Annotated in this window: 24 protein-coding genes and 2 tRNA genes; 25 read left to right on the top strand and 1 reads right to left on the bottom strand. The window is 57.2% G+C overall.

Annotated features, from left to right (window positions below):
• The first annotated feature begins 140 nt into the window (after positions 1–140).
• The 14 genes from aspS (at position 141) to nadA (ending at position 11,351) form a co-directional block, all read left to right on the top strand.
• The gene (aspS, locus tag DIT72_RS09680; RefSeq protein ID WP_135955030.1) at positions 141–1,946 is read left to right on the top strand and encodes an aspartate--tRNA ligase; all 1,806 of its coding nucleotides are present in this window, start codon (positions 141–143) and stop codon (positions 1,944–1,946) included.
• Between the two features lie 18 nt (positions 1,947–1,964).
• Positions 1,965–2,495 carry a crossover junction endodeoxyribonuclease RuvC gene (gene ruvC / locus DIT72_RS09675; protein WP_135955029.1) on the top strand — a complete coding sequence of 177 codons (531 nt, stop codon included), beginning with the start codon at positions 1,965–1,967 and terminating at the stop codon, positions 2,493–2,495.
• A gap of 42 nt (positions 2,496–2,537) precedes the next feature.
• On the top strand, positions 2,538–3,170 hold the full coding sequence (gene ruvA / locus DIT72_RS09670) for a Holliday junction branch migration protein RuvA (RefSeq protein ID WP_135955028.1): 633 nt from the start codon (positions 2,538–2,540) through the stop codon (positions 3,168–3,170).
• Positions 3,171–3,310: 140 nt separating this feature from the next.
• Positions 3,311–4,339: a Holliday junction branch migration DNA helicase RuvB gene (gene ruvB / locus DIT72_RS09665; protein WP_135955027.1), complete on the top strand. Its 1,029-nt coding sequence runs from the start codon at positions 3,311–3,313 to the stop codon at positions 4,337–4,339.
• Complete coding sequence (ybgC, locus tag DIT72_RS09660; RefSeq protein WP_135955026.1) at positions 4,332–4,775, top strand: tol-pal system-associated acyl-CoA thioesterase; 444 nt, start codon at positions 4,332–4,334, stop codon at positions 4,773–4,775. The genes ruvB and ybgC overlap by 8 nt, the downstream gene beginning before the upstream one ends.
• 14 nt (positions 4,776–4,789) lie before the next feature.
• Positions 4,790–5,479, top strand: a complete 690-nt coding sequence (gene tolQ / locus DIT72_RS09655) for a protein TolQ (protein ID WP_135955025.1) — start codon at positions 4,790–4,792, stop codon at positions 5,477–5,479.
• Between the two features lie 43 nt (positions 5,480–5,522).
• A complete protein-coding gene (gene tolR, locus DIT72_RS09650; protein WP_135955024.1) occupies positions 5,523–5,969 on the top strand; it encodes a protein TolR in 447 nt (148 codons plus the stop codon).
• 84 nt (positions 5,970–6,053) lie between these two features.
• Positions 6,054–7,031 carry a cell envelope integrity protein TolA gene (gene tolA / locus DIT72_RS09645; protein WP_135955023.1) on the top strand — a complete coding sequence of 326 codons (978 nt, stop codon included), beginning with the start codon at positions 6,054–6,056 and terminating at the stop codon, positions 7,029–7,031.
• Between the two features lie 63 nt (positions 7,032–7,094).
• Positions 7,095–8,375: a Tol-Pal system beta propeller repeat protein TolB gene (gene tolB, locus DIT72_RS09640; RefSeq protein WP_135955162.1), complete on the top strand. Its 1,281-nt coding sequence runs from the start codon at positions 7,095–7,097 to the stop codon at positions 8,373–8,375.
• 72 nt (positions 8,376–8,447) lie between these two features.
• Complete coding sequence (pal, locus tag DIT72_RS09635) at positions 8,448–9,032, top strand: peptidoglycan-associated lipoprotein Pal (RefSeq protein ID WP_135955022.1); 585 nt, start codon at positions 8,448–8,450, stop codon at positions 9,030–9,032.
• A gap of 12 nt (positions 9,033–9,044) precedes the next feature.
• Positions 9,045–9,818 carry a tol-pal system protein YbgF gene (gene ybgF / locus DIT72_RS09630; protein ID WP_135955021.1) on the top strand — a complete coding sequence of 258 codons (774 nt, stop codon included), beginning with the start codon at positions 9,045–9,047 and terminating at the stop codon, positions 9,816–9,818.
• 85 nt (positions 9,819–9,903) lie between these two features.
• A tRNA-Lys gene (locus DIT72_RS09625) sits at positions 9,904–9,979 on the top strand.
• 68 nt (positions 9,980–10,047) lie between these two features.
• A tRNA-Lys gene (locus DIT72_RS09620) sits at positions 10,048–10,123 on the top strand.
• A 166-nt stretch (positions 10,124–10,289) separates the two neighbouring features.
• Complete coding sequence (gene nadA / locus DIT72_RS09615; protein ID WP_135955020.1) at positions 10,290–11,351, top strand: quinolinate synthase NadA; 1,062 nt, start codon at positions 10,290–10,292, stop codon at positions 11,349–11,351.
• 28 nt (positions 11,352–11,379) lie between these two features.
• Here the strand turns inward: nadA and DIT72_RS09610 are convergent, their stop codons facing one another.
• Positions 11,380–12,858, bottom strand: coding sequence for a M48 family metalloprotease (locus tag DIT72_RS09610; protein WP_135955019.1), 1,479 nt, complete (start codon positions 12,856–12,858; stop codon positions 11,380–11,382).
• A gap of 154 nt (positions 12,859–13,012) precedes the next feature.
• Here DIT72_RS09610 and DIT72_RS09605 point away from each other — a divergent pair, with 154 nt between their 5' ends.
• From DIT72_RS09605 to DIT72_RS09555, 11 genes are all read left to right on the top strand, one after another.
• Positions 13,013–13,240 (top strand): sulfurtransferase TusA family protein, encoded by a 228-nt coding sequence (locus tag DIT72_RS09605; protein WP_135955018.1) that lies wholly within the window; start codon positions 13,013–13,015, stop codon positions 13,238–13,240.
• 30 nt (positions 13,241–13,270) lie between these two features.
• The gene (locus DIT72_RS09600; RefSeq protein ID WP_135955017.1) at positions 13,271–14,335 is read left to right on the top strand and encodes an AI-2E family transporter; all 1,065 of its coding nucleotides are present in this window, start codon (positions 13,271–13,273) and stop codon (positions 14,333–14,335) included.
• Between the two features lie 73 nt (positions 14,336–14,408).
• Positions 14,409–15,284, top strand: coding sequence for a 4-hydroxy-tetrahydrodipicolinate synthase (gene dapA / locus DIT72_RS09595; RefSeq protein ID WP_135955016.1), 876 nt, complete (start codon positions 14,409–14,411; stop codon positions 15,282–15,284).
• A 37-nt stretch (positions 15,285–15,321) separates the two neighbouring features.
• The gene (gene bamC, locus DIT72_RS09590; protein ID WP_135955015.1) at positions 15,322–16,419 is read left to right on the top strand and encodes an outer membrane protein assembly factor BamC; all 1,098 of its coding nucleotides are present in this window, start codon (positions 15,322–15,324) and stop codon (positions 16,417–16,419) included.
• Between the two features lie 44 nt (positions 16,420–16,463).
• Positions 16,464–17,177, top strand: a complete 714-nt coding sequence (purC, locus tag DIT72_RS09585) for a phosphoribosylaminoimidazolesuccinocarboxamide synthase (RefSeq protein WP_135955014.1) — start codon at positions 16,464–16,466, stop codon at positions 17,175–17,177.
• A gap of 52 nt (positions 17,178–17,229) precedes the next feature.
• Positions 17,230–17,964, top strand: coding sequence for a TIGR04219 family outer membrane beta-barrel protein (locus DIT72_RS09580; protein ID WP_135955013.1), 735 nt, complete (start codon positions 17,230–17,232; stop codon positions 17,962–17,964).
• Between the two features lie 20 nt (positions 17,965–17,984).
• A complete protein-coding gene (locus DIT72_RS09575; protein WP_135955012.1) occupies positions 17,985–18,992 on the top strand; it encodes an NAD-dependent epimerase in 1,008 nt (335 codons plus the stop codon).
• Between the two features lie 182 nt (positions 18,993–19,174).
• Entirely contained in the window at positions 19,175–20,464 is a 1,290-nt protein-coding gene (locus DIT72_RS09570; protein WP_135955011.1) for a GspE/PulE family protein, read from the top strand.
• Positions 20,465–20,588: 124 nt separating this feature from the next.
• Positions 20,589–21,578, top strand: coding sequence for an aldo/keto reductase (locus DIT72_RS09565; protein ID WP_135955010.1), 990 nt, complete (start codon positions 20,589–20,591; stop codon positions 21,576–21,578).
• A gap of 376 nt (positions 21,579–21,954) precedes the next feature.
• Entirely contained in the window at positions 21,955–23,238 is a 1,284-nt protein-coding gene (locus DIT72_RS09560; RefSeq protein WP_206081087.1) for a TackOD1 domain-containing metal-binding protein, read from the top strand.
• Positions 23,238–24,569, top strand: a complete 1,332-nt coding sequence (locus tag DIT72_RS09555) for a glycosyltransferase family 2 protein (RefSeq protein ID WP_135955008.1) — start codon at positions 23,238–23,240, stop codon at positions 24,567–24,569. The genes DIT72_RS09560 and DIT72_RS09555 overlap by 1 nt, the downstream gene beginning before the upstream one ends.
• The last annotated feature ends 1 nt before the right edge of the window (position 24,570 follow it).

Here is a 24,570-nt window from a genome sequence, read left to right as displayed (position 1 = left end):
AGCGGTCAAACGTTTTACCGTCACCCACCGTAACGGAAGCCTGATTTTCACAGCCATTGTGTTTATAATGGGCCGCTTTTCCAGTATCGTCGCCAGTCAATTTTAGCGGTCGGAACACATTACACATAACGGGAACCGGTATGCGCAGTCATTATTGCGGTGGAATCAACGAATCTCACATCGATCAGGAAGTCACTCTTTGCGGTTGGGTCCACCGTCGCCGCGACCATGGGGGCGTTATCTTTCTGGACCTGCGTGACCGGGATGGCATTTCCCAGGTGGTGTTCGATCCCGATACCCCCGAAAGCTTTTTCCTGGCGGAGAAAGTCCGCAGTGAGTTCGTTATTCAGGTAACCGGCCGTGTGCGCCGTCGTCCTGCAGGTACTGAAAACAACAATATGCCTACCGGCCAGGTGGAACTGCTGGGCAAGCAGATGAACATCCTCAACTCCGCAGCAACGCCACCGTTTCCGCTGGATGAACACGTGGATGTGGGTGAGGATGTTCGCCTCAGGTACCGCTTTGTGGATCTGCGCCGCCCGGAAATGCTGAACCGCCTGCGCTTCCGCTCCAGGGTTACCAGCTATATCCGCAACTTTCTGGACAGCAACGGCTTCATGGACGTGGAAACCCCGATCCTGACCCGTGCCACGCCTGAAGGTGCGCGTGACTATCTGGTTCCCAGCCGCACCCACGAAGGGTCCTTCTTTGCGCTGCCCCAGTCGCCACAGCTGTTCAAGCAGTTGTTGATGGTGTCCGGCGTTGACCGTTACTACCAGATTGCCAAGTGTTTCCGCGACGAGGACCTGCGGGCTGATCGCCAACCCGAATTTACCCAGGTGGATGTGGAAGCCTCGTTCATTGACGAGGAAACACTGATGAGCCTGAACGAGGACATGATTCGTTCGCTGTTCCGGGATGTGCTGGAGGTGGATCTTCCAAAATTCCCGTGCATGCCGTACTCAGAGGCCATGCATCGTTACGGCAGCGACAAACCGGACCTGCGTATCCCGCTGGAACTGGTTGACGTCGGTGATCTGGTTGCCGGCGTGGATTTCAAGGTATTCGCCGGCCCGGCCAATGATCCCAAGGGTCGCGTCGCTGCCCTGCGGGTTCCCAGAGGTGGCGGGCTGACCCGCAAGCAGATCGATGACTACACAAAGTATGTGGGTATCTATGGCGCCAGGGGCTTGGCCTATATCAAGGTCAACGACCTGTCCAAAGGTGTTGAAGGCCTGCAGTCACCGATCATCAAGTTCCTGGGTGATGACATTGCCCTGGCTGTGATCGAGCGCGCTGCTGCCGAGGATGGCGATATCGTGTTCTTCGGCGCGGACCGGACCAGCGTCGTCAACGAAGCCCTGGGTGCGCTGCGCATCAAGGTCGGCCACGACCTGAACATGCTGACCTCAGAGTGGGCGCCACTATGGGTTGTGGATTTCCCGATGTTCGAGGAAACCTCCGACGGTGGCCTGACCGCCATTCACCATCCATTTACCGCACCCTCCTGTTCCGCTGCGGAACTCGAAGCCTCGCCGGCAACCGCCTTGTCCCGTGCCTACGACATGGTATTGAACGGCACCGAACTGGGTGGCGGCTCCATCCGTATTCATGACGAAAAGATGCAGGAGAGCGTGTTCCGCACTCTGGGCATCGGCCACGAAGAGGCCCGTGCCAAGTTCGGGTTCCTGCTGGATGCCCTCAAGTACGGTTGCCCTCCCCATGGTGGCCTGGCCTTCGGCCTTGACCGCCTGATCATGCTGATGACCGGTGCCAGCTCCATCCGCGACGTGATTGCGTTCCCGAAAACCCAGAGCGCTACCTGCCTGATGACCCAGGCACCCGGGGAAGTGGACGAAAAGCAGTTGCGCGAGCTTCATATCCGCCGCCGCAAACCGGCGGCCAAGCCTGGCGAGGGTAGTGAAGAGACTTCAGGAAACATGTAAAGCGGCGCAGGATGCAGCGTGTCTATAATCATGGGCGTCGACCCCGGCTCACGGATCACCGGTTATGGGATTATCCGTGCCGAAGGCCGGGTGATCGAGTACATTGACAGCGGTTGTATCCGGGTCGGTGAAAAACCCATGGCGGAACGCCTGCAGACGATCTTTCACAGCCTGGCGACGTTGATTGGCGAATACCGGCCCGGCGAGTTCGCCATCGAACAGGTGTTCATGGCCCGCAATCCGGATTCGGCGCTGAAGCTGGGGCAGGCCAGAGGCGCGGCCATTGTTGCGGCCGCCAACAGCGGGCTGGAGGTTCACGAATACTCCGCCCGTCAGGTCAAGCAGTCGGTGGTAGGCAAGGGCGGGGCCGACAAGGCCCAGGTGCAGCACATGGTGCAGGTGTTGCTGGCGCTGTCCCGCAAGCCCCAGGAGGATGCGGCTGACGCGCTGGGCATTGCGCTTTGTCATGCCCATATGAGCCAGAGTATGGCACGGTTGGCGACCGGCGGCGGTGGCAAGGTGCGCAATAACCGCGTCAGAAGGCAATAACCGGCTCATTGAAGTCCAGATTGAAGTCGAGGGAGAAACCCGTTGATTGGTCGTATCCGAGGCATCCTGATCGAGAAATCCCCCGCCCAGGCACTGGTAGAATGCGCCGGGCTGGGCTACGAAGTCGATATTCCCTACACCACGTTTTTCAACCTGCCTGAAACCGGTGATGAACTGGTTCTCCATACCCATTTTGTGGTTCGCGAAGATGCCCAGAGCCTGTATGGCTTTTCCTCCCGCCTTGACCGTGACCTGTTCCGTTTACTGATCAGGGTGAACGGCGTTGGCCCCAAACTTGCCGCGGGCATCCTGTCGGGTCTGGATGCCCGGCAGTTTATCCGCTGTGTGGAAGCCCGTGATGCCAACGCCCTGGTGAAGCTCCCGGGTGTTGGAAAGAAAACCGCTGAGCGACTGCTTATTGAAATGACGGATCGTATAGGGCAACTTGAGGGGCAGTTTACACCCGGGTCGCCTAACGCCACGGTCAGCGCAGGTACCCCCGGGGCCGGAACAGCAATGGTTCATCATCCGGCGGAAGAGGCAGAGGCTGCGCTGATTGCTCTGGGCTACAAGCCTCAGGAGGCATCAAAGGCCATCAGCAAGGTTGCTGAGGACGGAATGTCCAGCCAGGAGCTGATCCGGCTGGCACTGCGAAGCATGATCCCTGCCAGTTAACAGCGCCATAACAGGCGGTCTGGCGCCTATTGTGTAGAGAGCGTAACGTGACAGCGAAAAAACGGTTTGTACAATTGGGCATCATCAACCCGAGACGAGTGTACAGGCATGGTGTTGATTCCCTCTGAGCGGGTAGTTGAATGATTGAGTCGGATCGCCTGATCACAGCCCAGGCCGGACAATACGAAGAAGTCCAGGACCGTGCCATCCGTCCGGGCGTACTGGCCGATTACGTTGGCCAGCCGGCCGTGCGCGAACAGATGGAAATTTTCATCGCCGCAGCACGGGGGCGGCAGGAAGCGCTGGACCACGTACTTATCTTCGGCCCGCCCGGCCTGGGCAAGACCACTCTCGCCAACATCATCGCCAACGAAATGGGGGTCTCCATCAAGACGACCTCCGGGCCGGTGCTGGAAAAGGCCGGTGACCTGGCGGCCATGCTCACCAATCTTGAAGAAGGCGATGTGCTCTTTATCGATGAAATCCATCGCCTCAGTGCCGCCGTGGAGGAAGTGCTCTATCCGGCCATGGAAGACTACCAGCTGGACATCATGATCGGAGAGGGTCCGGCGGCACGCTCCATCAAGCTGGATCTGCCACCATTCACCCTGGTGGGGGCCACGACCAGAGCCGGTTTGCTGACATCACCGTTGCGGGATCGCTTTGGCATTGTCCAGCGCCTGGAGTTCTACAACACCGGGGATCTGACCGATATCATTCTGCGTTCCGCACGCCTGTCGTCTGTCACCATTGATAACACCGGGGCTTATGAAATTGCCCGCCGTTCCCGGGGTACACCCCGTATTGCCAACCGTCTGCTGAGACGGGTGCGTGACTTTGCCGAGGTAAAGGCGGATGGTTGCATCAGTGAATCCATCGCCGACCAGGCCCTGAACATGCTGAAAGTGGATGCGCTCGGGTTTGACCACATGGACCGGCGCTTGCTTCTGGCGATGATTGAAAAGTTCGATGGCGGGCCGGTAGGCGTGGAGAGCCTGGCCGCTGCGATCAGTGAAGAGCGGGGCACCATCGAGGATGTACTGGAACCTTTCCTGATCCAGCAGGGCTATATGGTGCGGACGCCCCGTGGCCGCATGGTTACCTCTAACGCCTACCAGCATTTTGGCGTGGTGCGGTCTGCTCCGGAAGGGGAGGACCTTTTTGACTGAGCGCTATGAGCCATTCTTCGGCCTGCCGGTCCGGGTTTATATTGAAGATACCGATGCCGGCGGTATTGTGTACCATGCCACGTACCTGAATTACATGGAGCGGGCCCGGACAGAATGGGTGCGCAGCCGCGGTGTCGGCCTGCGAGCCGGGCTTGCAGATAATGTCAGTTATGTAGTGCAGCGGTTGTCCATTCATTACGGCGCGCCGGCAAGGCTGGACGACGAGTTGCGGGTAACGGCGGAACCGGTGGCTTTCGGCCGGGTATGGATGGATTTCCGGCAGCAGGTCGTCCGGATTCCGGACGAGGTTGTGCTGGCGTCCGCAGATGTTCGTGTGGCCTGTATTGCACTTGACTCAGGCAGGCCGCGGCGGCTGCCCGCCAATATGCTGGAGTTGCTGGAAAGCGACCGGAAAACCAATTCACACGTGAAATAATCCAGGAGTAAAAGGTGGAGTCAGAACTTTCTGTTTGGTATCTCGTCGCCAATGCCGGCGTACTGGTCCAATTGGTCATGCTGCTACTTGCGCTGGCTTCCATTGTTTCCTGGGCGCTTATCTTCCAGCGCCTGCAGGTCTTTCGCAAAGCGAAGCAGGCGCAGAATGCCTTTGAGGAGCGGTTCTGGTCCGGCATGGACCTGGGGCAGCTGTACCGCGAGGTGAACAGCGATCCCACCCCGTTTTCCGGCATGGAATCGCTTTTTCGTGCAGGCTTCAAGGAGTTCTCCCGCCTGCGCCAGCAAAGCCGTGATGCCGATGCGGTCATGGAGGGCACCCAGCGTGCCATGCGGGTGGCATTTTCACGGGAGCAGGAAAGGCTGGAAATGCACTTGCCGTTCCTGGCAACGGTTGGCTCCACCAGTCCGTACATAGGCCTGTTCGGCACCGTCTGGGGCATCATGAATTCATTCCGCGGGCTGGCGCAGGTACAGCAGGCCACCCTGGCGACAGTGGCGCCGGGTATTTCCGAGGCGCTGATCGCCACCGCCATGGGCCTGTTCGCAGCCATTCCGGCCGTTATCGCCTACAACCGCTTCTCGTCAATTTCGGACGCATTGCTGAAGAACTATGAAACCTTTGCCGAGGAGTTTTCCAGCATTCTCCATCGCCGGGTGCATAACAGTGAGCAACCGGCTACATGATGGGTGTGGTTAGCAACAGACAGACAATCGGGAGTGCAGGAACATGAAAGGCATGGGAATGATGCCGGCAAACCGCCGCAAGCCGATGTCGGAAATCAACGTTGTGCCCTATATCGACGTCATGCTGGTGTTGTTGATCATCTTCATGGTGACCGCGCCGATGTTGGTGCAGGGCGTCAAGGTGGATCTGCCGGAGACAACCTCTGAGCCGATCCAGTCCGACAAGAACGTGGAATCCATTGTGGTGTCGGTGGACAGCAATGGCGCCTATTTCATGGACGTCGGGGACGAAAGCAGTGATCCGATGTCACTGGGTGATATTCGTGAGCGGATATCGAAAATCCTGTCCCAGCGTACCGACCGTGAAGTGCTGGTGCGGGGTGACGAGCACGTGGAATACGGTACGGTGGTGCGTTTGATGTCCCAGTTGCAGGCGGCGGGAGCGACCAACGTGGGTCTGATTACCGAAGCACAAACCAACGATGAGTGAGTACAGGGCGGGCAGGTTTTTGTGAGAGGTCATGAGCGCGATGTAACCACTACCGGGCAGCTACCCTGGAAGTCGCCTGTTGTAATGTCGGTTCTTATGCACGGGCTGATTCTGGGGGTTGCGCTGGCGGGCTGGTCGTGGTCCTCGCCCAGTGACGAGCCTCAGCCACCCAGTATCTCTGCGCGTCTGGTTACCCAGAACGAGCCGGAGCCCAGCCCTGTCATCGAGCCGGTAGACCAGCCCGACCGGGATGAAGAGCGCCGGCAGGAGGAAGAGGAAAAGCAGCGGCAGCAGGAAGAGGCCCGGCGTCAGCAGGCCGAGGAAGAGCAGCGTGCACGTGAAGAGGCGCGCCGCATCCAGCAGGAAAAGGAACGTGAAGAGCGCCAGCGCCAGGAAGAGGCAGCAGAGCGCGAGCGGGAGCAGCAGCGAAAGGCAGAAGAAGAGGCCGCCCGTCAGAAAGCCGAGGCCGAAGCCAAAGAGCGTGCGCGACAAAAAGCCGCGGAAGAGAAGCGGCGCCAGGAAGAAGCTGCCCGCAAGGCCGCCGAGGAAAAACGTCGGGCCGAGGAACAACGCAGGCAGGAAGAAGCAGAGCGCAGGGCCCGGGAAGAGCAGGAGCGGCTGGAAGCGGAGCGTAAGCGCCAGGAGCGTGAGCGCCGCCTGAAAGAGCAGCAGCTGGAAGCCTTGGCGGCAGAAGCAGAGCGTGAACGTGCAACTGAGGAAAGGCGGCGTCGTGAGGCGGCGGCAGCCAAGGCCAGAGAGGTCCAGATGTTGTCGGAAAGCCAGAAATACCAGGCGCTGATACGCGAGCGTCTGAGCCAGGCCTGGTACCCACCGTCGTCGGCAACAGAGGAAATGACCGCCAGGTTGCAGATTACCCTGCTACCCACGGGTGAACTTGCTTCGGTTAAACTTGTCTCCAGCAGTGGTAATACAGCATTTGATAACTCGGCACTGGGGGCCGTGAAATCGCTGAGCCGGTACCCGGTCCCGGATGAACGTGACACATTTGAACGCTATTTCCGCCAGTTTACGATTGAGTTCAATCCCCGGCGGTTGAGATAAAGGACGATGGGAGCACAGATGACGAACCGGACAAAGACAGGCACAGGACTCCCGCGAGCGGCAATGGCGTGGCTGTTGATGATTGCCGTGATGGTTGCAGGCACCCCTGCCAGCGCCGAATTGCTGATACGCATTACCGAGGGAGCGGACTCTGCCATTCCGGTGGCCGTGGTTCCGTTTTCCGAATCCGGCAACCTGCCATCGGGTGACAAGGTGAGCAGCATCGTGCGGGACGATCTCACCATGAGCGGTGAGTTCAGGCCGCTGCCTCCCGAAAAAATGCTCAGCCTTCCTTCCGAGGGCGCCGAGGTCTATTTCCGCGACTGGCGACTGCTGGGCCAGCGTTATGTTCTGGTCGGTCAACTGGAGCGCAAGGGCGACAGGATTGAGGCCCGCTACGAATTATTCGATGTTAACCGCGAACAGCGGATTATGGGTGCAACGGCGTCTTCATCGATCAACAGTGCCAGGAGCCTTGCCCACCATATCAGTGACAAGGTCTACGAAGCGATCACCGGTGTGCCTGGTGCGTTTTCCACCAAGCTTGCCTACATCACGCTGCAGCGTTCCGGTGGCCAATCGGTGTATCGCCTGCAGGTCAGTGACGTGGATGGCAAGCGGGCAAGGGTGCGGCTGGAAAGTGACGAACCGATTCTTTCACCGGCATGGTCACCGGATGGCAGGAAACTCGCTTATGTGTCCTTCGAGACTGGCAAGCCGGCGATTTACATCCATGAACTGGCTTCCGGCGATCGCACCCGTATTGCCGACTTCCCCGGCCTGAATTCGGCACCGGCGTTTTCACATGACGGCCGGTCACTGCTGATGACCCTGTCGAAGGACGGCAATGCTGAAATCTATAAAATGGATATTCAAAGCGGCTCGCTCAAGAGACTGACCAACCACTGGTCCATCGATACAGAGCCAGTCTGGGATCATACCGGCGAGGGGTTCTTCTTCACCTCTGACCGCTCCGGCGGGCCCCAGATCTATCATAAGACCAGTGAGAACGCGGCGCCCCGGCGGATTACTTTTGGCAGCCGTTATAACGCCAGACCCCGTCCCGACAATGATGGTGAGTATGTCTATTATGTACATCAGCGGGACAGTTCGTTCCACATCGCCAGGACCAATCTGCAGACCGAGGAGGAGACAGTCCTCACCCGCACCGGGTCCGACGAATCGCCCAGCGTCTCACCGAATGGCCGGATGGTGATCTATGCCACAAAGAAGGGTGGCAACAGTGTACTAACTGTAATTGCCGCGGACGGCGGCGCAGCCTATAGTCTGCCGTCCTCGGAGGGTGAAGTGCGCGATCCGGCGTGGTCGCCGATCGTTCGGTAAACCGGAACTCCGGACCCAGCAGATTCGTCCGTATTCAAGTACAACAGACTGTCAAAAAGGAAGGAAGTGATTATGAAAGTAACAGCTCACCACAAGTTGTTTGCCATGGTGTTATCCCTGGGACTGATCGCCGGGTGTAGCAGTATCGGTGATACCACTGAAGATGACGCCTACGGCGCTGACTCTGATGTGTCTGCCGTAGATCAGGATGGCGGCAGCACCGTTTATGGCGGTGACGATGAGGGCGGCGTGTCGTCATCGGAGATGACCGAAGAACAGCGCCGTGAAGCCGAAGCCCGTGCCGAGCAGGCGGAACGGGAAGCAATGCGGGATATCACCACCTTCTACTTTGACTTCGACACTGCTGAAATCAAGCCTGAAGCCCGCGATGTGCTGGTTGCCCATGCCCGCTACCTGCAGGCAAACCCCGACCAGGACGTGCGCATTGAAGGCCATGCCGACGAGCGCGGTACCAAGGAATACAACCTTGCTCTGGGTGAGCGTCGCGCCAACGCCATTGAGCGTTTCCTGATTGTGAACGGTGCATCCCGTGGCCAGACCGAAACCGTCAGCTACGGTGAAGAAAAGCCGGCTGTAATGGGTTCCGATGAAAGTGCCTGGGCCCAGAACCGTCGTGTTGAACTTGTTTTCCAGTAACAGGCGAACTCCATGAGACATCTGCTCATGGCGGCAGTGCTGCTCCCGCTGGCCTTCGGGCCGGCGGGTAGTGCTCTGGCGCAATCCGTTTCCCCGGCTTTCCAGGATAATTCGTCGGAAGCCGGGCGCAAGGCCGGTAACAGCCAGGCCAATGCCGAGCTGTTCTACATGATCCAGCAATTGCAGGGCGAGATTCGCCGGTTGCAGGGGCGTGTTGAAGAACAGCAAAACCTGATTGACCGCCTGACCAGGCAGGCGCGGGATCGCTATATCGATCTCGATCAGCGCATCCTGAAACTTTCCGAGAAAGTGGCTGAGGCACCGGCGAGCAGCCCGGAGGCCACTGATTCGGACGCAGAAGGGAATGGTTCAGCGGTAAAAACCAGGATCTACCGTCAACCCTCGGATGAGGAACGTAGCGCCTATCAGGAGATCCAGACCCTGATTCATCAGGAAAAGAACTACGACCAGGCTATAAACGGGTTGTATGACTTTATCGATGAGTACGAGGAGGGGGATCTCACTGTCAACGCCTATTACTGGCTGGGCGAGGTGTATCTTGTCGAGGATCAGCTTGAGCAGGCACGGCAGGCGTTCACCATCGTTGCCACCCGTTACAAAGATCATCGCAAGGCCCCGGACGCTGTCTACAAGCTGGGCGTCACACTGGATCGGCTTGGCAACAAGGATCAGGCCCGTTCACGTATGGAAACGGTGATCGAGGATTATCCGGGCACCCGTGCCGCCGAGCTGGCACAGAACTATTTGGATTCCGGCAGCAGCTGATCGTTGTTGACGGGAAGAATGTTGAGAAACCTGGGAATTAGGGGTTGATCGGCGCTGAAAAATCATTACTATATGCGCCTCGTTTGGGTCGTTAGCTCAGTTGGTAGAGCAGTTGGCTTTTAACCAATTGGTCGAAGGTTCGAATCCTTCACGACCCACCAAATTGCGAACAAAGCGGTGGGACTATTTCATCGGTTGGTTCCGGGTCCGGAAACGGGCTGGTAGTTGCGGGTCGTTAGCTCAGTTGGTAGAGCAGTTGGCTTTTAACCAATTGGTCGAAGGTTCGAATCCTTCACGACCCACCAATAAGACAGTCAGCATGCTGCTTTCTGTTGAAAAAAGAGCCCGTGGCTTAAAAAAGAGCCTCAGGGCTCTTTTTTTTTGGCTATACGGTCATACATCTGTACAAAGGGAGCGTAATCGACCCCAGGTGATATACTCCCCACGTTAACGCAATACAGAGATGCAGTGATGACACGAGGTGAAGACCGTATTCTGGTTCAGGAGCACCTGGCACACCAGGCTGAGCCCAAGAGTCTGAGTGAGGCGGAAAAAGCCGATCTTGAATCCCGTATCCGGGCCGCCCTGAAAGCCCGGGATGCGGTGCTCGTTGCCCATTATTACACGGACCCCGACATTCAGCGCCTGGCAGAGGAAACCGGTGGCTGCGTAGCGGATTCCCTTGAAATGGCCCGGTTCGGCAATCAGCACAAGGCATCAACGGTTGTTGTTGCCGGCGTTCGCTTCATGGGCGAGACCGCGAAAATTCTCAACCCCGAAAAACGGGTGTTGATGCCAACCCTGGAGGCCACCTGCTCCCTGGATATTGGTTGCCCGGCCGATGAGTTTGCGGATTTCTGTGATCAGCACCCGGACAGGACTGTGGTGGTGTACGCCAATACCTCTGCGGCAGTGAAGGCGAGAGCCGACTGGGTAGTCACCTCCAGTTGTGCCCAGGCCATCGTGGAGTCACTGGACGCCCGTGGCGAGAAAATTCTCTGGGCGCCCGACAAGCATCTCGGACATTATGTCCAGAAGACGACGGGAGCGGATGTGCTGCTGTGGGATGGTTCCTGCATCGTGCACGAAGAGTTCAAGTACCGCGGCCTGGAAGATCTTCAGGCGCTGTATCCGGATGCCGCAGTGCTGGTTCATCCGGAGTCCCCGGATGCAGTGGTGGAAATGGCCGATGTGGTGGGTTCCACTTCACAACTGATCCACGCGGTACAGACGTTGCCCAACGAGCAGTTTATCGTGGCCACTGACAACGGCATCTTCTACAAGATGCAGCAGCTGGCGCCCAACAAGACCCTTATCGAGGCCCCTACGGCAGGAAACGGCGCTACCTGCCGAAGCTGTGCCCATTGTCCGTGGATGGCCATGAACGGCCTGGAGAACCTGTTGTCAGTGATCGAAAACGGCGACCAGGAAGTCCATGTCGACCCCGAACTGCGGGAACAGGCTCTCAGGCCCCTTCAGCGGATGCTGGATTTCACCGCCAACATGAACCTGAAGGCCGCCGGCAACGCCTGAGCCTGGCTTCGCTGCGCAACGCCCGGGCCTAGCTGCGCTGCTGGTTGAGCCTGGCCGAAACCTGGGAAAGCCGCTCGGTGACTGCCTGTCTCAGCGGAGCGCCGGCGGGAAGCCGCTCCTGAGCCTGGCGCAGCTGGCGCTGGGCAGACTCCAGGTCTCCCATCAGAATGTCGTGCTCGGCACGGGCCCGGTGCACACCGACAATGTTCCGGGCCATCCCTTCGGCTTCTGCCAGCCGCAGCCACAGATGTTCCTTTTGCGGTAACTCCCTTGTCAGCCGGTTCAGGTATTCTGCCGCCCGCTCGCCATTGCCGGCCTCGATTTCCACCCGTGCCAGCATATCGGTAATCGGGTAGTTACCCGGGTTACGGTCCAGTGCCTCGCGCATCAGGTCGCGGGCCTCGTCGAGCCGGCCCTGTTCAACCATGGTCTCGGCAAGAGTGACCAGGTAGGTGATTCGCCCCGGTGAGCTCTCAAGCAGTCTTTCCAGCTCGCTGATTGCGTCGTTGTAGTTTCCGCTGCGCAGCAGGGCCACTGCGAGCCCGTAGCGGACGGCATCGGGTTTCTCGGTATCCGGACGTTCAAGGTAGTCCCGGAAAGTTGCCACAGCGACCTGTGGCGACTTTGCGTACCGCACCTGCAGCCGGGAGCGGATCAGGTGATATTCCTGGGCGTCAGCGACATCCCGTCGGGGGTATTGTTCGGCACGGTTACGGGTATCGGAAACGCGGCTCTGGGTGAGCGGGTGCGTAGACAGGTATTCCGGAACCCGGTTTCCCTGAAGCCGGTTCTGGCGCATCATGATTTCGAACATTTCCGGCATCCCCCTTGGATCCATGCCCGAATCAGCCAGTATCTCCATGCCCACACGGTCGGCTTCCTGCTCGTTGGCGCGGCTGTAGGCAAGCATATTCTGTATCGCCAGTGCCTGGGTGCCGGCAATGGCGGCAATTCCGATGTCCGACTGGGTCACTGCCGACAGCACAATGCCTGCGATCATGCCGGCAATCGTCAGAGGCGCGCTGGTTTCCTGCTGTTCAAGGCGGCGGGCGAAATGGCGCTGGCTGAGGTGTGCTAGTTCGTGGGCCAGCACGGAAGCGAACTGTTGCTCGCTGCTGGCATTCAGGAACAGCCCCCCGTTGACGCCGACAATGTTACCGGGGACCGCAAAGGCGTTGATGTCCGGGCTGTCGATAATGGCCAGGGTCAGGTCGCTGCTGGCAAGGGGTGCCGACGGAACCAGCCGGTAAATAACCGAGCTCAGGTAATCGTAGACCAGCGGGTCGGTGATCTGCGGCGCCGACCGGCGGATCGACATCATGACCTGGCGGCCGATATCGGCTTCCTGCTGGCCGGAAATCAGCCCGCCGCCGGCACCGCCAATCGAGGGCAGGGTGCTGTCCGGCCCTTGCGCCAGCGTTTTACCCGGCAATGCCGTTACCAGTAGCACCAGGATGAGTGCCAGTACTCCCTGCCAGGTCGCAGAGCTTCTATCTGTTAGGGTCATGGATGGGCGGTGTCCCTCTTCATATGATTTCATCAGACAGTATTGTGCCACTGAAAGTTCGTTCCTGCGTGGCCTGATACGATTGTGATGCATTAAAGTAACACTGTCGGCATAATGCCGGCTCTTCTTTTGACCTGACGGGTACCTGGTTGTCATGGCTGAGCGAACACTGGATGCATCGGGGCTCCGCTGCCCCATGCCGTTACTGAAGACCAAGCTTGAACTGAACAGCATGGCCCCCGGCCAGGAGCTGGAAGTGATAGCAACCGATGCGGGGTCGGCCCGGGATATCCCTGCGTTTCTCAGGTTGTCCTGCCATGAGCTGGTCAGTTCATCCGAACAGGGTGGCTGCTTCACCTTTGTGATAAAGTGCGGCGGCTAAGCCTGCTGTGGTGACTGTTCGGAGTCGTTGATGATCAGAATTTTACGTGGCCTGGCCCACAAATACTTCTCGGATGAAGAAGCCGTCATTCTTTTCCTGCTGATCCTGGCAGGCGTCGTCTTCGTGATTCTTTTTGGCTCGATGCTGGCTCCTGCCATTGCCGCGGTCATTGTTGCGTTCATCCTGCAGGGGCTTGTCACCAAGCTTAACCGGCTGGGGGTGCCTGAGATTGTCTCCATCATTGGTGTATTCCTGATTTTCCTTGGCGTGCTGATTGGCTTCCTGTTCGGCCTTCTGCCCCTGATCTGGTCCCAGGTGACCTCTCTTGCCGGTGAAGCGCCCCGGATTTTCCGGGAAATGCAGTCCTACCTGGAAGTCCTGCCCGAGCAGTATCCGACACTGATCTCCATGGAGGGCGTCAATGCCATCTATAACCAGGTGACCACTGAAGCCGGCCGCATGACCCAGTGGCTGGTGTCGTTTTCACTGGAGAGTATTCCGGACCTGGTGGCACTGCTGATCTACATGGTGCTGTTACCCATCCTGGTTTTCTTTTTCCTCAAGGACCGCCGTATCCTGCTGGGCGCGATCTCCCGTATGCTGCCGTCACAGCGCCCGATGATGCTCAGGATCTGGCATGAGGTAAACCTGCAGTGTGCCAACTATGTCCGGGGCAAGGCGGTGGAGATTCTCATTGTCGGCGGAGTCACCTATGTGTCGTTCAAGCTGCTGGGCATGCCCTATGCGGCCCTGCTGTCTCTCATGGTCGGCCTGAGTGTGGTTATTCCCTACATTGGCGCTGCCGTTGTCACCATACCGGTGGGCATGATCGCGCTGTTTGCGTTTGGCTGGGGCAGCGAGTTCATCTGGGTCATGGTGGTCTACGGCGTTATCCAGGCGCTGGACGGTAATGTTCTGGTACCGTTATTGTTCTCGGAAGTGAACAACCTTCACCCGGTGGCCATTATCATCGCGGTTCTCTTCTTCGGTGGTATCTGGGGTCTGTGGGGTGTTTTCTTCGCCATTCCCCTGGCTACAATGCTCAAGGCAATATTCTCGGCCTGGCCGGTGAAGGATAAGCAGACATCGACATGACATCTCCTTTAATTCCCTTGTGTCAGTGGGTGCCCAACATTACCATATTGTTTTTTATTCGTACGGAGCTTTTATGATTACGGGTAGCCTTGTCGCACTGGTCACGCCCATGCACACCGATGGCAGCATCCATTGGGAGGATCTCGATAAGCTGGTGGACTTCCATCTGGACAACGGAACAGATGGCATCGTGGCCGTGGGTACGACGGGTGAATCCGCAACGCTGGACCCGGACGAGCACATGCGGGTTATCGGCCACATCATAAAGCGAGTCGACGGCCGTATCCCGGTTATCGCCGGCACCGGCGGCAACAGTACCCGCGAAGCCATAGAGCTGACCCAGGAAGCCCACAAGCTGGGTGCGGACGCCTGCCTGCTGGTGGTGCCGTATTACAACAAGCCGACACAGGAAGGCCTGTACCGTCACTTCAGGACGATCGCCGAAGCTGTCCCGGTGAACCAGATCCTGTACAACGTGCCCGGCCGGACTGCATGCGACATGCTGAATGAAACCGTCGAGCGCCTGGCAGACATACCCAACATCATCGGCATCAAGGACGCCACCGGCAATATTCCCCGTGGTGCCGAGCTGGTAGAAGCGGTCAAGGGTCGGCTGGTGGTCTACTCCGGCGACGACGCGACTGCAGCAGGCCTGATGCTGGCCGGTGGCAAGGGTAATGTCTCGGTCACTGCGAACGTCGCACCCGGCGCCATGGCGGCACTGTGTAAAGCCGCTATCGAAGGTGATCAGGAGCAGACAGACAGGCTCAATGAATTGCTGATGCCATTGAATCGCAAGCTCTTTCTCGAAGCGAATCCTATTCCTGTCAAGTGGGCTCTGCATCGCATGGGCATGATCGGAGAGGGCATTCGCCTGCCGCTTACCCCGCTGAGCGACAAGTTCCACGATGAAGTGGAAGAAGCACTGAGAGCCTCTGGCGTACTCTGAGTCGGGCTGTATTATCTATCGTAACTGGAGTCGCCTGATGGCGTTTACGTTGAGGACAGAAAACATAACAACCGCACATCTCATCAGGCCCCTTGCGGGCCTGATGCTTGTTTTGGCCATCGCCGGCTGCAGCTTTATCGAAGACCGTTCCGAGCGCTATGTTGACGAGCCCGAGGGCGAGCCGCTGGAGCTGCCGCAAACCGCGGATGAAGGCAAGTTCGCACCGGTGATGCCGATCCGTGAAATCAGTGCGGCGGATTCCGGCCGCATGTACCCTGACAGCATCCCCAATCCTCCCGATATGACCTCGGATATCCTTGACGAAAATTACGTCATTGAGGAACTCGGCGGCCAGGTGTGGCTGCTGGTGAATGACGTTCCCGGCCGGCTGTGGCCTGCAGTGACCGCCTACATGAATGAAAACGGGCTTGGGGTTGCCTATGACAGTCCCCAGCTCGGCCTGATCCAGAGCGAACTGGTGAACTTCAGTAAACAGGCGAGGGAACTGCTGGACCTGCCCGACACTCCCGCCGGCGAAGAGGCCAGGATTGTTGTGCAGGCCCGGATTGCACCGGGTGTGCGGCGAAAGACCAGCGAAATCCGGTTCCGTACCTTTGAGGTGGAAGATGACCCTGACCAGTTGCTTCCCTGGAACGGGCAGGACGAGCGCACTACCGAGCAGCTGGAGACCAGCAGACTGTTACTGAACGATCTGGCCGACTATCTGCGTAATCGTGAAGACAGCAAATCATACTCCCGTGCCGCTTTGGGCATGGTCAGTGAACCTCTGGTCCGTTTGGTTTCAGATAACCAGACGCCGCAGCGGATTGTCATGGACCTCGATTACGGCCGCGCCTGGTCAGAAGTGCGCCGTTCACTGGATGAAGCCGGCATCCCGGTGGTGGATCTGAACCGTGAAGAGGGCTATTTCTTCGTGGATTTCCGCCCTGAATCAGAGCGCGAATCCGGCTGGTTCAGCTGGTTCTCTGACGACCCCGAGCCTGAACACACCTTTGATGTGCGGCTTGACCAGAGCGACGGAGAAATTGTGGTAACAGTTGCCCGTGCCAGTGATTATTCCGGCGAGGATCGCTCTGCCGAGCTGCTTTCCGAACTGTTCGAATACCTTTACTAATGTGATCAGTGCCCGCCCGGTGCGGGCACTGCCGGAGACCCCAGATGGAAAAGCGTGAAGAACTTTACGCAGGCAAGGCCAAGTCTGTTTACCGAACTGATGATCCTGATCGTTTTGTGATGGTATTTCGCGACGACACCTCCGCGTTTGACGGCGAGAAAAAAGAACAGCTCAACCGCAAGGGCATGGTCAACAACCGCTTTAATGCCTTTATTATGGAGAAGCTGGAAGCTGCCGGCATCCCGACCCACTTCGAAAGCCTGCTGTCGGATACCGAATCCCTGGTCAGGAAGCTGGACATGATCCCGGTGGAATGCGTGGTCCGTAATATCTCTGCCGGAAGCCTGTGCCGCCGCCTGGGTGTGGAAGAGGGGCTGGAACTGAATCCGCCTACCTTTGAGCTGTTCCTGAAAAATGACGCCATGCACGACCCCATGGTCAACGAATCACTGGCAGTCAGTTTTGGCTGGGCCAGGGCTGACGAACTCGCCAGAATGAAGGAACTCACCTATCGGGTGAACGATGTTCTCAAGGCATTGTTTGATGAAGCCGGCATGCTGCTGGTGGACTATAAACTGGAATTCGGCCGCGCTGGCGGTGAGATAGTCCTGGGTGACGAGTTCAGCCCCGATGGCTGCCGTATCTGGGACCGGGAAACCCGCAAAAAGATGGACAAGGACCGTTTTCGTCAGGGCCTGGGCGATGTTATCGAAACCTACGAAGAGGTTGGCCGTCGTCTGGGTATCCGGTTCGACTGATCAGCGAAAGACAAACAAAGTGAAAGACAAACAAACAGAAAAAAGGTGTTTTATGCGTAAACTGATTTTTGCCCTCGGCGGCTCACTGGTTATTGCTGCCCCGCTTGCCTCTGCCGATATTCTCGGTGTCGGTGCCAACATCAGCTACTGGAATTCCGACCTGTCCGGGGAAGCCGGCAAGAACAATGACTTTGTCGACGTTGAAAACGATCTGGATCTGGACAGCGACAGCAACGCCAACCTGAGTGCCTATTTTGAGCATCCGGTGCCGTTACTGCCCAATGTGCGCCTGAATTACACCCGTATCGAGCAGAGTGGGCGGGGGCAATTGTCTACCGGATTTGATGTGGTTCCGGGCGGCGTGGATGTGAATTCCGATCTCGACCTCGATCAGTTTGATGTCACACTTTACTACGAAGTACTCGATAACTGGGTTAATCTGGATCTTGGCCTGACGGCGCGGAATCTGGATGGAGAGTTGATTATTCAGGAAGCAGGGGGCGCGGGAAGTGTCTCTCAGACAGACGTAGACGGCGTCATCCCCATGGGCTACCTGGCAGCCCGTTTTGACCTGCCGTTCTCGGGCGTCTCAGTTGGTGGCGAGGCCAACGTGATCAGCTTTGACGGTGACTCGGTCTATGATTATAACGCCTATGGCCAGTACCAGCTGTCATTGTTACAGCTTCGCGCCGGCTATCGCCAGATGGGCGTTGATTACGAAGACGGCGACGACCGTCTGGATATCGAGCTGGGTGGCCCATTCGTGAGTGCCGGGCTGACCTTCTGAAGGAACAGGGAGAAGAGACTTTGAAAATTCTGGTTACGGGTACGGCGGGCTTTATCGGGTCCCATCTGGCGCATCGGCTGCTTGATCGCGGGGATGAAGTGATCGGCGTGGATAACGTCAATGATTACTACGATCCGACCCTGAAAGAAGCACGTCTTGAGCGCCTGACCTGTAAACCGGGGTTTACCGAAGTACGCAAGGATGTGGCCGACAGGGACGCCATGGAAGCCCTGTTCCGGGAGCACAGGCCGGAACGGGTGGTTCACCTGGCAGCGCAGGCGGGCGTCCGGTATTCGCTGGAAAATCCCCACGCCTATATCGACGCCAACCTGGTGGGCTTCACCAACATCCTCGAGGGCTGTCGCCACAATGACGTAAAGCACCTGGTATATGCCTCCAGCAGCTCGGTCTATGGCGCCAATGAAACCATGCCATTCTCGGTGCACGACAACGTGGACCACCCCCTGAGCCTGTATGCAGCCTCCAAGAAGGCCAATGAGCTGATGGCTCACACCTACAGTCATCTGTACAACATGCCCACCACCGGCCTGCGGTTCTTCACCGTGTACGGCCCCTGGGGGCGGCCTGACATGGCGCTGTTTATCTTTACCAGAAAGATCCTGGCCGGTGAGCCCATTGACGTGTTCAATCACGGCAATCACCGGCGCGACTTCACCTATATCGACGACATCGTAGAAGGGGTTATCCGAACCCTCGACAACGTTGCCACAGCCAACCCCCGGTGGAGCGGAGAAAAGCCCGATCCCGGCACCAGCAAGGCGCCGTACCGCCTGTATAACATTGGCAGTAACAACCCGGTGGAACTGTCCCGCTTCATCGAAATCATCGAAGAGCGCGTCGGCAGGAAGGCGGAGAAAAACCTGTTGCCCCTGCAGCCGGGCGATGTGCCGGCTACCTATGCCAATGTGGACGACCTGATCACCGATGTCGGCTACAAGCCGTCAACTCCGGTGGAGGAGGGCATCGCCCGGTTCGTGGATTGGTATCGGGATTTCTACCAAGTGTGAACAGGGCCAGCAATTGCTGGCCCTTTTGCTATTGATCACCCAGCCATGTGGCAATATCGGGTATGAAGCTGCCTGACTGAACCATTCATTTGAATATGTCCCTGGTAGTGTCGGCGCCAAATAAGTGGCCTTGTCCCTGTTTGCTACAATCATTGATTTTGTGGCCTTAAGGAGTCGCAGTTATGAGTGAAAAAAGCCAGGCGGAGCGCAGTTTGAGAGATCACCTGCTGGTTGAATATACGCGGTTAATGGCCGATGACCAGGAAGCTCTTGAGACGCTTGAGGCACATGCTTTATTGAGTGATGCCGTTGCCGCGAGGGCAACGGACCTGCATCTGGATCCTTTCCCGGATCATTATCGGATCCGGCTCAGGATCGACGGCATTATTGTGGATGTCATCGAGGTCACTTATGACCAGGGCCGGCGACTGGTGAACCAGTTCAAAGCCATGGCTGACCTGCATCCAATCCCTTCTGTAAACTGTGACGAAGGCAGCTTCGTGTTCAGTCTCGATGATACCGACCTGGATCTTCGGGTAACCTCAATCCCTTGTGTATCAGGCGACAAAATGGCGATTCGGGTGCTTTCGCCGCCGGAAAGTGTCCAGAATATCGGAGCTCTGGGAATTCCTGTTGAGGGTGCACAATGGATTCAGCGCTGGATGGACGCTACCGGCGGAATGTTCCTGGTGTCCGGACCTACAGGCAGCGGCAAGACAACCACGCTCTATGCGCTTCTGCATGAGTTGAAGCTGAGCGACAACCATGTCATCACTCTGGAGGAGCCGGTTGAGTATGAAATACCCGGCATCAACCAGATCCAGGTAGACCCGCTTCACGAACTGACCTTTGCATCGGGGACACAGGCGATGCTGCGGCTGGATCCGGATTACGTGCTTATCGGTGAAATACGGGACACGGCTTCTGCAGAGGCTGCCATCAGTGTTGCTACCAGCGGTCGTTCGATGATGGCGACATTGCACAGCCGCGATTCGGTGGGAACTATAACCTCCCTGCGCAATTTGGGGCTGAGTGACTATGAAATCGCTGCCAATCTCGGACTCGTCGCTTCACAGAGGCTGGTTCGTAAGTTGTGCCCCGAATGCCGCATCAAAGGAAAGCCGGATGACGTAGCCCGGCAGTGGCTGCAGGAATGCGGAAAGGAAGTTCCTGAGGAGGTCTGGTTGCCAGCAGGCTGTGCGGCCTGCAACAACCTCGGATTTCGCGGGCGAATCGGAATTTTCGAAGTATGGCAACTGAGCGAGGCTGACTACAGCCGTATCCTGCGCCATGAGGATGAGCACAGTCTTAGACAGGCTCTGGTGGACAGAGGGCAGTCTCTGATGCTGGATGACGGTTTGGTAAAGGCACAGAATGGTGACACAACATTGCGGGAACTGCTCCGCGCGGGCGTGTTGCTGTCCGGCCGGCACAGTGGTCCGGAAGAAGGCTTACGGTCTGGTGGCCGCTGACCTGGCTGCCTTTTTTGATAGCTGTTGCCGGGACTGCCGGCTGGTGATACGGTTTTGCGTTCGCAGTTAAGGAAAATAAGCCCTGTAACACTCACAGAAGCTTTTTTGATGAAATGGAGGGAATATGGATACCCGATCTTTCGGAAATACTGATATTCAGGTGACACCGGTCGGCCTTGGAACCTGGGCGATTGGTGGCTGGATGTGGGGCGGCACAGACGAAGCCCAGTCCATCGACACCATTCACAGAGCCGTCGACAAGGGCATCGGTCTGGTCGATACCGCGCCGGTCTACGGTTTCGGGCGTTCGGAAGAAATTGTGGGCAAAGCCCTGGCAGGCGGTCGGCGCGATAAAGTGGCCCTGGCTACAAAAGTGGCCCTCAACTGGAATGATGATCACGACAAGATCTGGCGTGATTCCACCGCCGCTCGCATAGAGCAGGAGGTTGAGGATTCTCTGAAACGCCTGCAGACAGACCGTATCGATATCTACCAGGTCCACTGGCCAGACCCGAAGACCCCCATGGAAGAGACCGCAAGGGCACTGGAAAAGCTCTATCAGGCGGGGAAGATCCGTGCCATTGGCGTCAGCAACTTCTCTCCCGACCAGATGGATGAGTTCCGCAAGATTGTACCCCTGCACAGTTTGCAGCCGCCGTATAACCTTTTTGAGCGTGATATCGAAAAGGACATCCTTCCATACTGCCGGGAACATGGCATCGCAACCATTACCTACGGTGGTCTGTGCCGTGGTCTGCTGACCGGCAAAATGCGTGAAGATACCGAGTTTACCGGTGACGATCTGCGAAAGAACGACCCCAAATTCCAGGGTGAACGCTATCGCCAATACCTGAATGCTGTGGCTGAACTGGACGCATTTGCCAAAGAGCGCTACCAGAAGAGTGTACTGGCGCTGGCGCTTCGCTGGCTGGTTGATCAGCCGGATGTGACAACAGCGCTGTGGGGTGCAAGAAGGCCTGAGCAACTTGATCCGGTGGAGGACATCGAAGGCTGGTCGCTGGACAAGGAAGCGTTTGAGGCGATCGACGAGATCCTGGACAGATGCATTGATGATCCCGTCGGACCCGAGTTCATGGCGCCGCCGACCAGATAACAGTGTTGCCCGGAGGCCTCCTCCGGGTGACCAGGCAGATCTGAACTGCCAATCATGCCATGTCAAAAACCGGTTTTCGCATAAACCACCTTTTTCTGTTTGTCTGTCGCTGATCAGTCGAACCAAATACCGCGTCGTGTCTCTCCGTTTTTGTGCATATCAATGCAACACGTGTACAATCGCTCGCCAGTGAAAAGTCAGGTTGCAAGATTCTGTTTCCAAAAGTGTTATGTCGGTCACGTTGTAGTTCAATCATTAAGAGTCGGACTGAATAGCCAGCATGAATACACCTCGAATAGCGTTGCTCTCGGAGCAAAAGCCCGCAAAGTTACCAGATGGATGGACGCGTTTCTCAGATTTGTCGGACATTGTGTCGGTGTCTGTATGGGACGTTGTGGTCATCGACCAGCCTTACGAAGTGGCCACGGAGTCTGTGTTCAGGCTGCGCTGCAGTTCACACTACCGATACACGCTGATTTATTGCCGTAGGTCCGGGGACGCCCCTGTCGTTCCCCTGAGCGATGGACCTCCGCCGGACGACCCTGAGCACATCTGGTCCGCCTGGCGCCAGTGGTCTGAGCGAATGAAAGCCTTTAACCGTGGCAATCCGCCGGAACAGTTTGAGGAAAGGGTCCTGGCATGGCTATGGGCGCGTCCCAATGCCCTGCTTGAGCCGCAGCGCGACAGTAAATTTTACCAGTTTTACCGTTATCCCCTGCTTTCTGCCATGGTGGTTGATGAATCGGTTAATCAGCTGGTCTGGTTAAAATTGATAAACGAGCAGGGCTGGTTGCAGCCGGATGAACTGATTGACCGTATACGCCTGTGTAGCCGTTGCAGCTCCGGGCGCCTCAACTATGTCGACGTCTGTCCGGAATGCAACGCACTGGATTTGGTAAGACAGCCGTCTCTTCACTGTTTCACTTGTGGTCACGTTGCGTCTCAGGAAAGTTTTCTGCGGGAAGGCCTGTTGATGTGTCCGAACTGCCTGACCCGGCTTCGTCATATTGGTAGTGACTATGACCGCCCTCTGGAAAATTACCGCTGCCTGTCATGCCAATGTTTTTTTGTTGATGCTGATGTAGAGGCTCGCTGCTTTGATTGCGATACCCGGCACAGTCCTGATGAACTCAAGATTCGGGAAGTCCGCGCCTTCCGGCTGACTGAAAACGGTCGCTTACGCTGCCGGCAGGGTTTCGCGGCCGGTCTCCAGGAGGCGCACTTTGGGCGCCTCAATCTCATTGCTATGCAGGCATTTAACGGACTGCTCGACTGGCAGATCCAGCAGAGCCGTCGCTACGGGGAAATGCCGAAAGCATCTCTGCTTTTGCTGAAATTTTCCAATCTCGGCGAAACCCTGGACAACACGCACCGGCTCGCGCTTCTCGATAACCTTATAGACCGTATTCAGGAAACCGTACGGGATACCGATCGTTGCTCCAGGTCTCGTGAAGACCTGCTCTGGTTTTTGCTGCCCAACACGGACCGGGACGGGATGATCACACTGTGGCAGAGGCTGTCCGGACTGACGCACCTGTTCCAGGAAAATGACGAGTTCCGTATCGAGATTGAGCTTGCCGGTTACACGTTGCCGGACGATCTATTGCCACAGGAAGATGCTCAGCTTCTGATGGCGCGCCTGACCGGTGAGGTAGGCTGATGCTGGAATTGCTGCAGGCGCAATTTGTGAGCTTGATTGCCGGCATTGGCAGTTCGGAAGGGCTGACTGATCTTTTTCTAATGCTGTTTCCATTCTTTTTGCTGGCGGAACTGCCCCTGAACCTTTTTATACTGACGGGGGTTATACGCTGGTACCTCAGGCAGTTGTCTGCAACGCCTGTCAGTGCCACTTACCGTCCGCGGGTTTCCTGCATTATTACTTGTTACAACGAAGGTCGGGATGTCGAAAAAACCCTGCGGACGCTCTGTGAACAGCTGTACCCCGGGGAAATAGAACTGATACCTGTGGTTGACGGCGCCAGCATCAATCAGGACACCATGCAGGTGGTTCGAGACTTTCAGGTTGACCCGAGAATACATTCCCGGCGCTTCCTCCGGCCTATTGCCAAGTGGCAACGGGGTGGCCGGGTTTCTTCACTGAACGCGGGTCTGCAGGCAGCCACTGGCGAGATCGTTTTCGCTCTGGATGGTGATACCTCCTTCGATAATAATGTGGTCAGTGCCATGGTGCGGCACTTTGAAGACCCCAACGTGCCAGCAGTGTCAGGTTGCCTGAGAGTGCGGAACACCTGGACGTCTTTTACGACGGCGATGCAGGCGCTGGAATATTTTCTGTCGATTCATGTCTCAAAGGTGGGGCTTTCCGAGTGGAACACGGTAAATAATGTGTCGGGGGCGTTCGGTGCTTTCCGGCGCAGTTTTCTTGTTCATATCGGAGGCTGGGACACGCACACGGCAGAGGATCTGGACACCACTCTGCGGATCAAGAGCTATTTTGGTCGGCGGCCGCTGCGAATCCCTTTCGAACCGAGGGCAGTAGCCCATACGGATGTGCCCACAACCCTTAAATCCTTTTTCATGCAGCGTCTGCGCTGGGATGGCGACCTGTTTTTTCTTTACATCCGCAAGCATGCCCATAGCATGAATCCGCGAATGATGGGCTTCCCGAATTTTCTGATGATCCTCGCGGGCGGCCTCTTTTTCCAGTTGGTGTTGCCGTTTTTGATTGTCGGCTACACCGTGGCGGGTCTTATTTTATTGTCAACCGAGGCAATCTTTTTTCTCTTCACCCTCATTTATATCGTTTATCTGTTGGTCACCGTTATTTTTTATGTGGCCGGACTTCTAATGGTCTCGGATCGGCCGAAAGAGGATCTGAAGTTCGCACTGCTACTGCCAGTCTTTCCGCTGTTTATGTTCTTGCTGCGCTGTTGGAGTGTGGTTTGTACGCTCAACGAAATATTACGTCGCGGCCATGAGGAAACGGCCATGGCGCCCTGGTGGGTATTGAAGCGGGGGAAAAAGTTCTGAG

It is taken from the genome of Marinobacter orientalis (assembly GCF_004792665.1).
GTDB lineage: Bacteria > Pseudomonadota > Gammaproteobacteria > Pseudomonadales > Oleiphilaceae > Marinobacter > Marinobacter orientalis.
The sequence above is the reverse complement of the archived record's forward strand: the minus strand, read 5'-3'. Positions and strand labels throughout refer to the sequence as shown.

Excerpts from the sequence above, each read along its gene's own strand:
- bamC (WP_135955015.1), top strand. The coding sequence starts at position 15,322 with ATGGCGTTTACGTTGAGGACAGAAAACATAACAACCGCACATCTCATC.
- DIT72_RS09555 (WP_135955008.1), top strand. The coding sequence starts at position 23,238 with ATGCTGGAATTGCTGCAGGCGCAATTTGTGAGCTTGATTGCCGGCATT.
- DIT72_RS09570 (WP_135955011.1), top strand. The coding sequence starts at position 19,175 with ATGAGTGAAAAAAGCCAGGCGGAGCGCAGTTTGAGAGATCACCTGCTG.
- dapA (WP_135955016.1), top strand. The coding sequence starts at position 14,409 with ATGATTACGGGTAGCCTTGTCGCACTGGTCACGCCCATGCACACCGAT.
- tolR (WP_135955024.1), top strand. The coding sequence starts at position 5,523 with ATGAAAGGCATGGGAATGATGCCGGCAAACCGCCGCAAGCCGATGTCG.
- DIT72_RS09605 (WP_135955018.1), top strand. The coding sequence starts at position 13,013 with ATGGCTGAGCGAACACTGGATGCATCGGGGCTCCGCTGCCCCATGCCG.
- purC (WP_135955014.1), top strand. The coding sequence starts at position 16,464 with ATGGAAAAGCGTGAAGAACTTTACGCAGGCAAGGCCAAGTCTGTTTAC.
- tolA (WP_135955023.1), top strand. The coding sequence starts at position 6,054 with ATGTCGGTTCTTATGCACGGGCTGATTCTGGGGGTTGCGCTGGCGGGC.
- DIT72_RS09580 (WP_135955013.1), top strand. The coding sequence starts at position 17,230 with ATGCGTAAACTGATTTTTGCCCTCGGCGGCTCACTGGTTATTGCTGCC.
- tolB (WP_135955162.1), top strand. The coding sequence starts at position 7,095 with ATGGCGTGGCTGTTGATGATTGCCGTGATGGTTGCAGGCACCCCTGCC.
- DIT72_RS09600 (WP_135955017.1), top strand. The coding sequence starts at position 13,271 with ATGATCAGAATTTTACGTGGCCTGGCCCACAAATACTTCTCGGATGAA.
- aspS (WP_135955030.1), top strand. The coding sequence starts at position 141 with ATGCGCAGTCATTATTGCGGTGGAATCAACGAATCTCACATCGATCAG.
- DIT72_RS09610 (WP_135955019.1), bottom strand. The coding sequence starts at position 12,858 with ATGACCCTAACAGATAGAAGCTCTGCGACCTGGCAGGGAGTACTGGCA.
- ybgF (WP_135955021.1), top strand. The coding sequence starts at position 9,045 with ATGAGACATCTGCTCATGGCGGCAGTGCTGCTCCCGCTGGCCTTCGGG.
- nadA (WP_135955020.1), top strand. The coding sequence starts at position 10,290 with ATGACACGAGGTGAAGACCGTATTCTGGTTCAGGAGCACCTGGCACAC.
- DIT72_RS09565 (WP_135955010.1), top strand. The coding sequence starts at position 20,589 with ATGGATACCCGATCTTTCGGAAATACTGATATTCAGGTGACACCGGTC.
- ruvB (WP_135955027.1), top strand. The coding sequence starts at position 3,311 with ATGATTGAGTCGGATCGCCTGATCACAGCCCAGGCCGGACAATACGAA.
- pal (WP_135955022.1), top strand. The coding sequence starts at position 8,448 with ATGAAAGTAACAGCTCACCACAAGTTGTTTGCCATGGTGTTATCCCTG.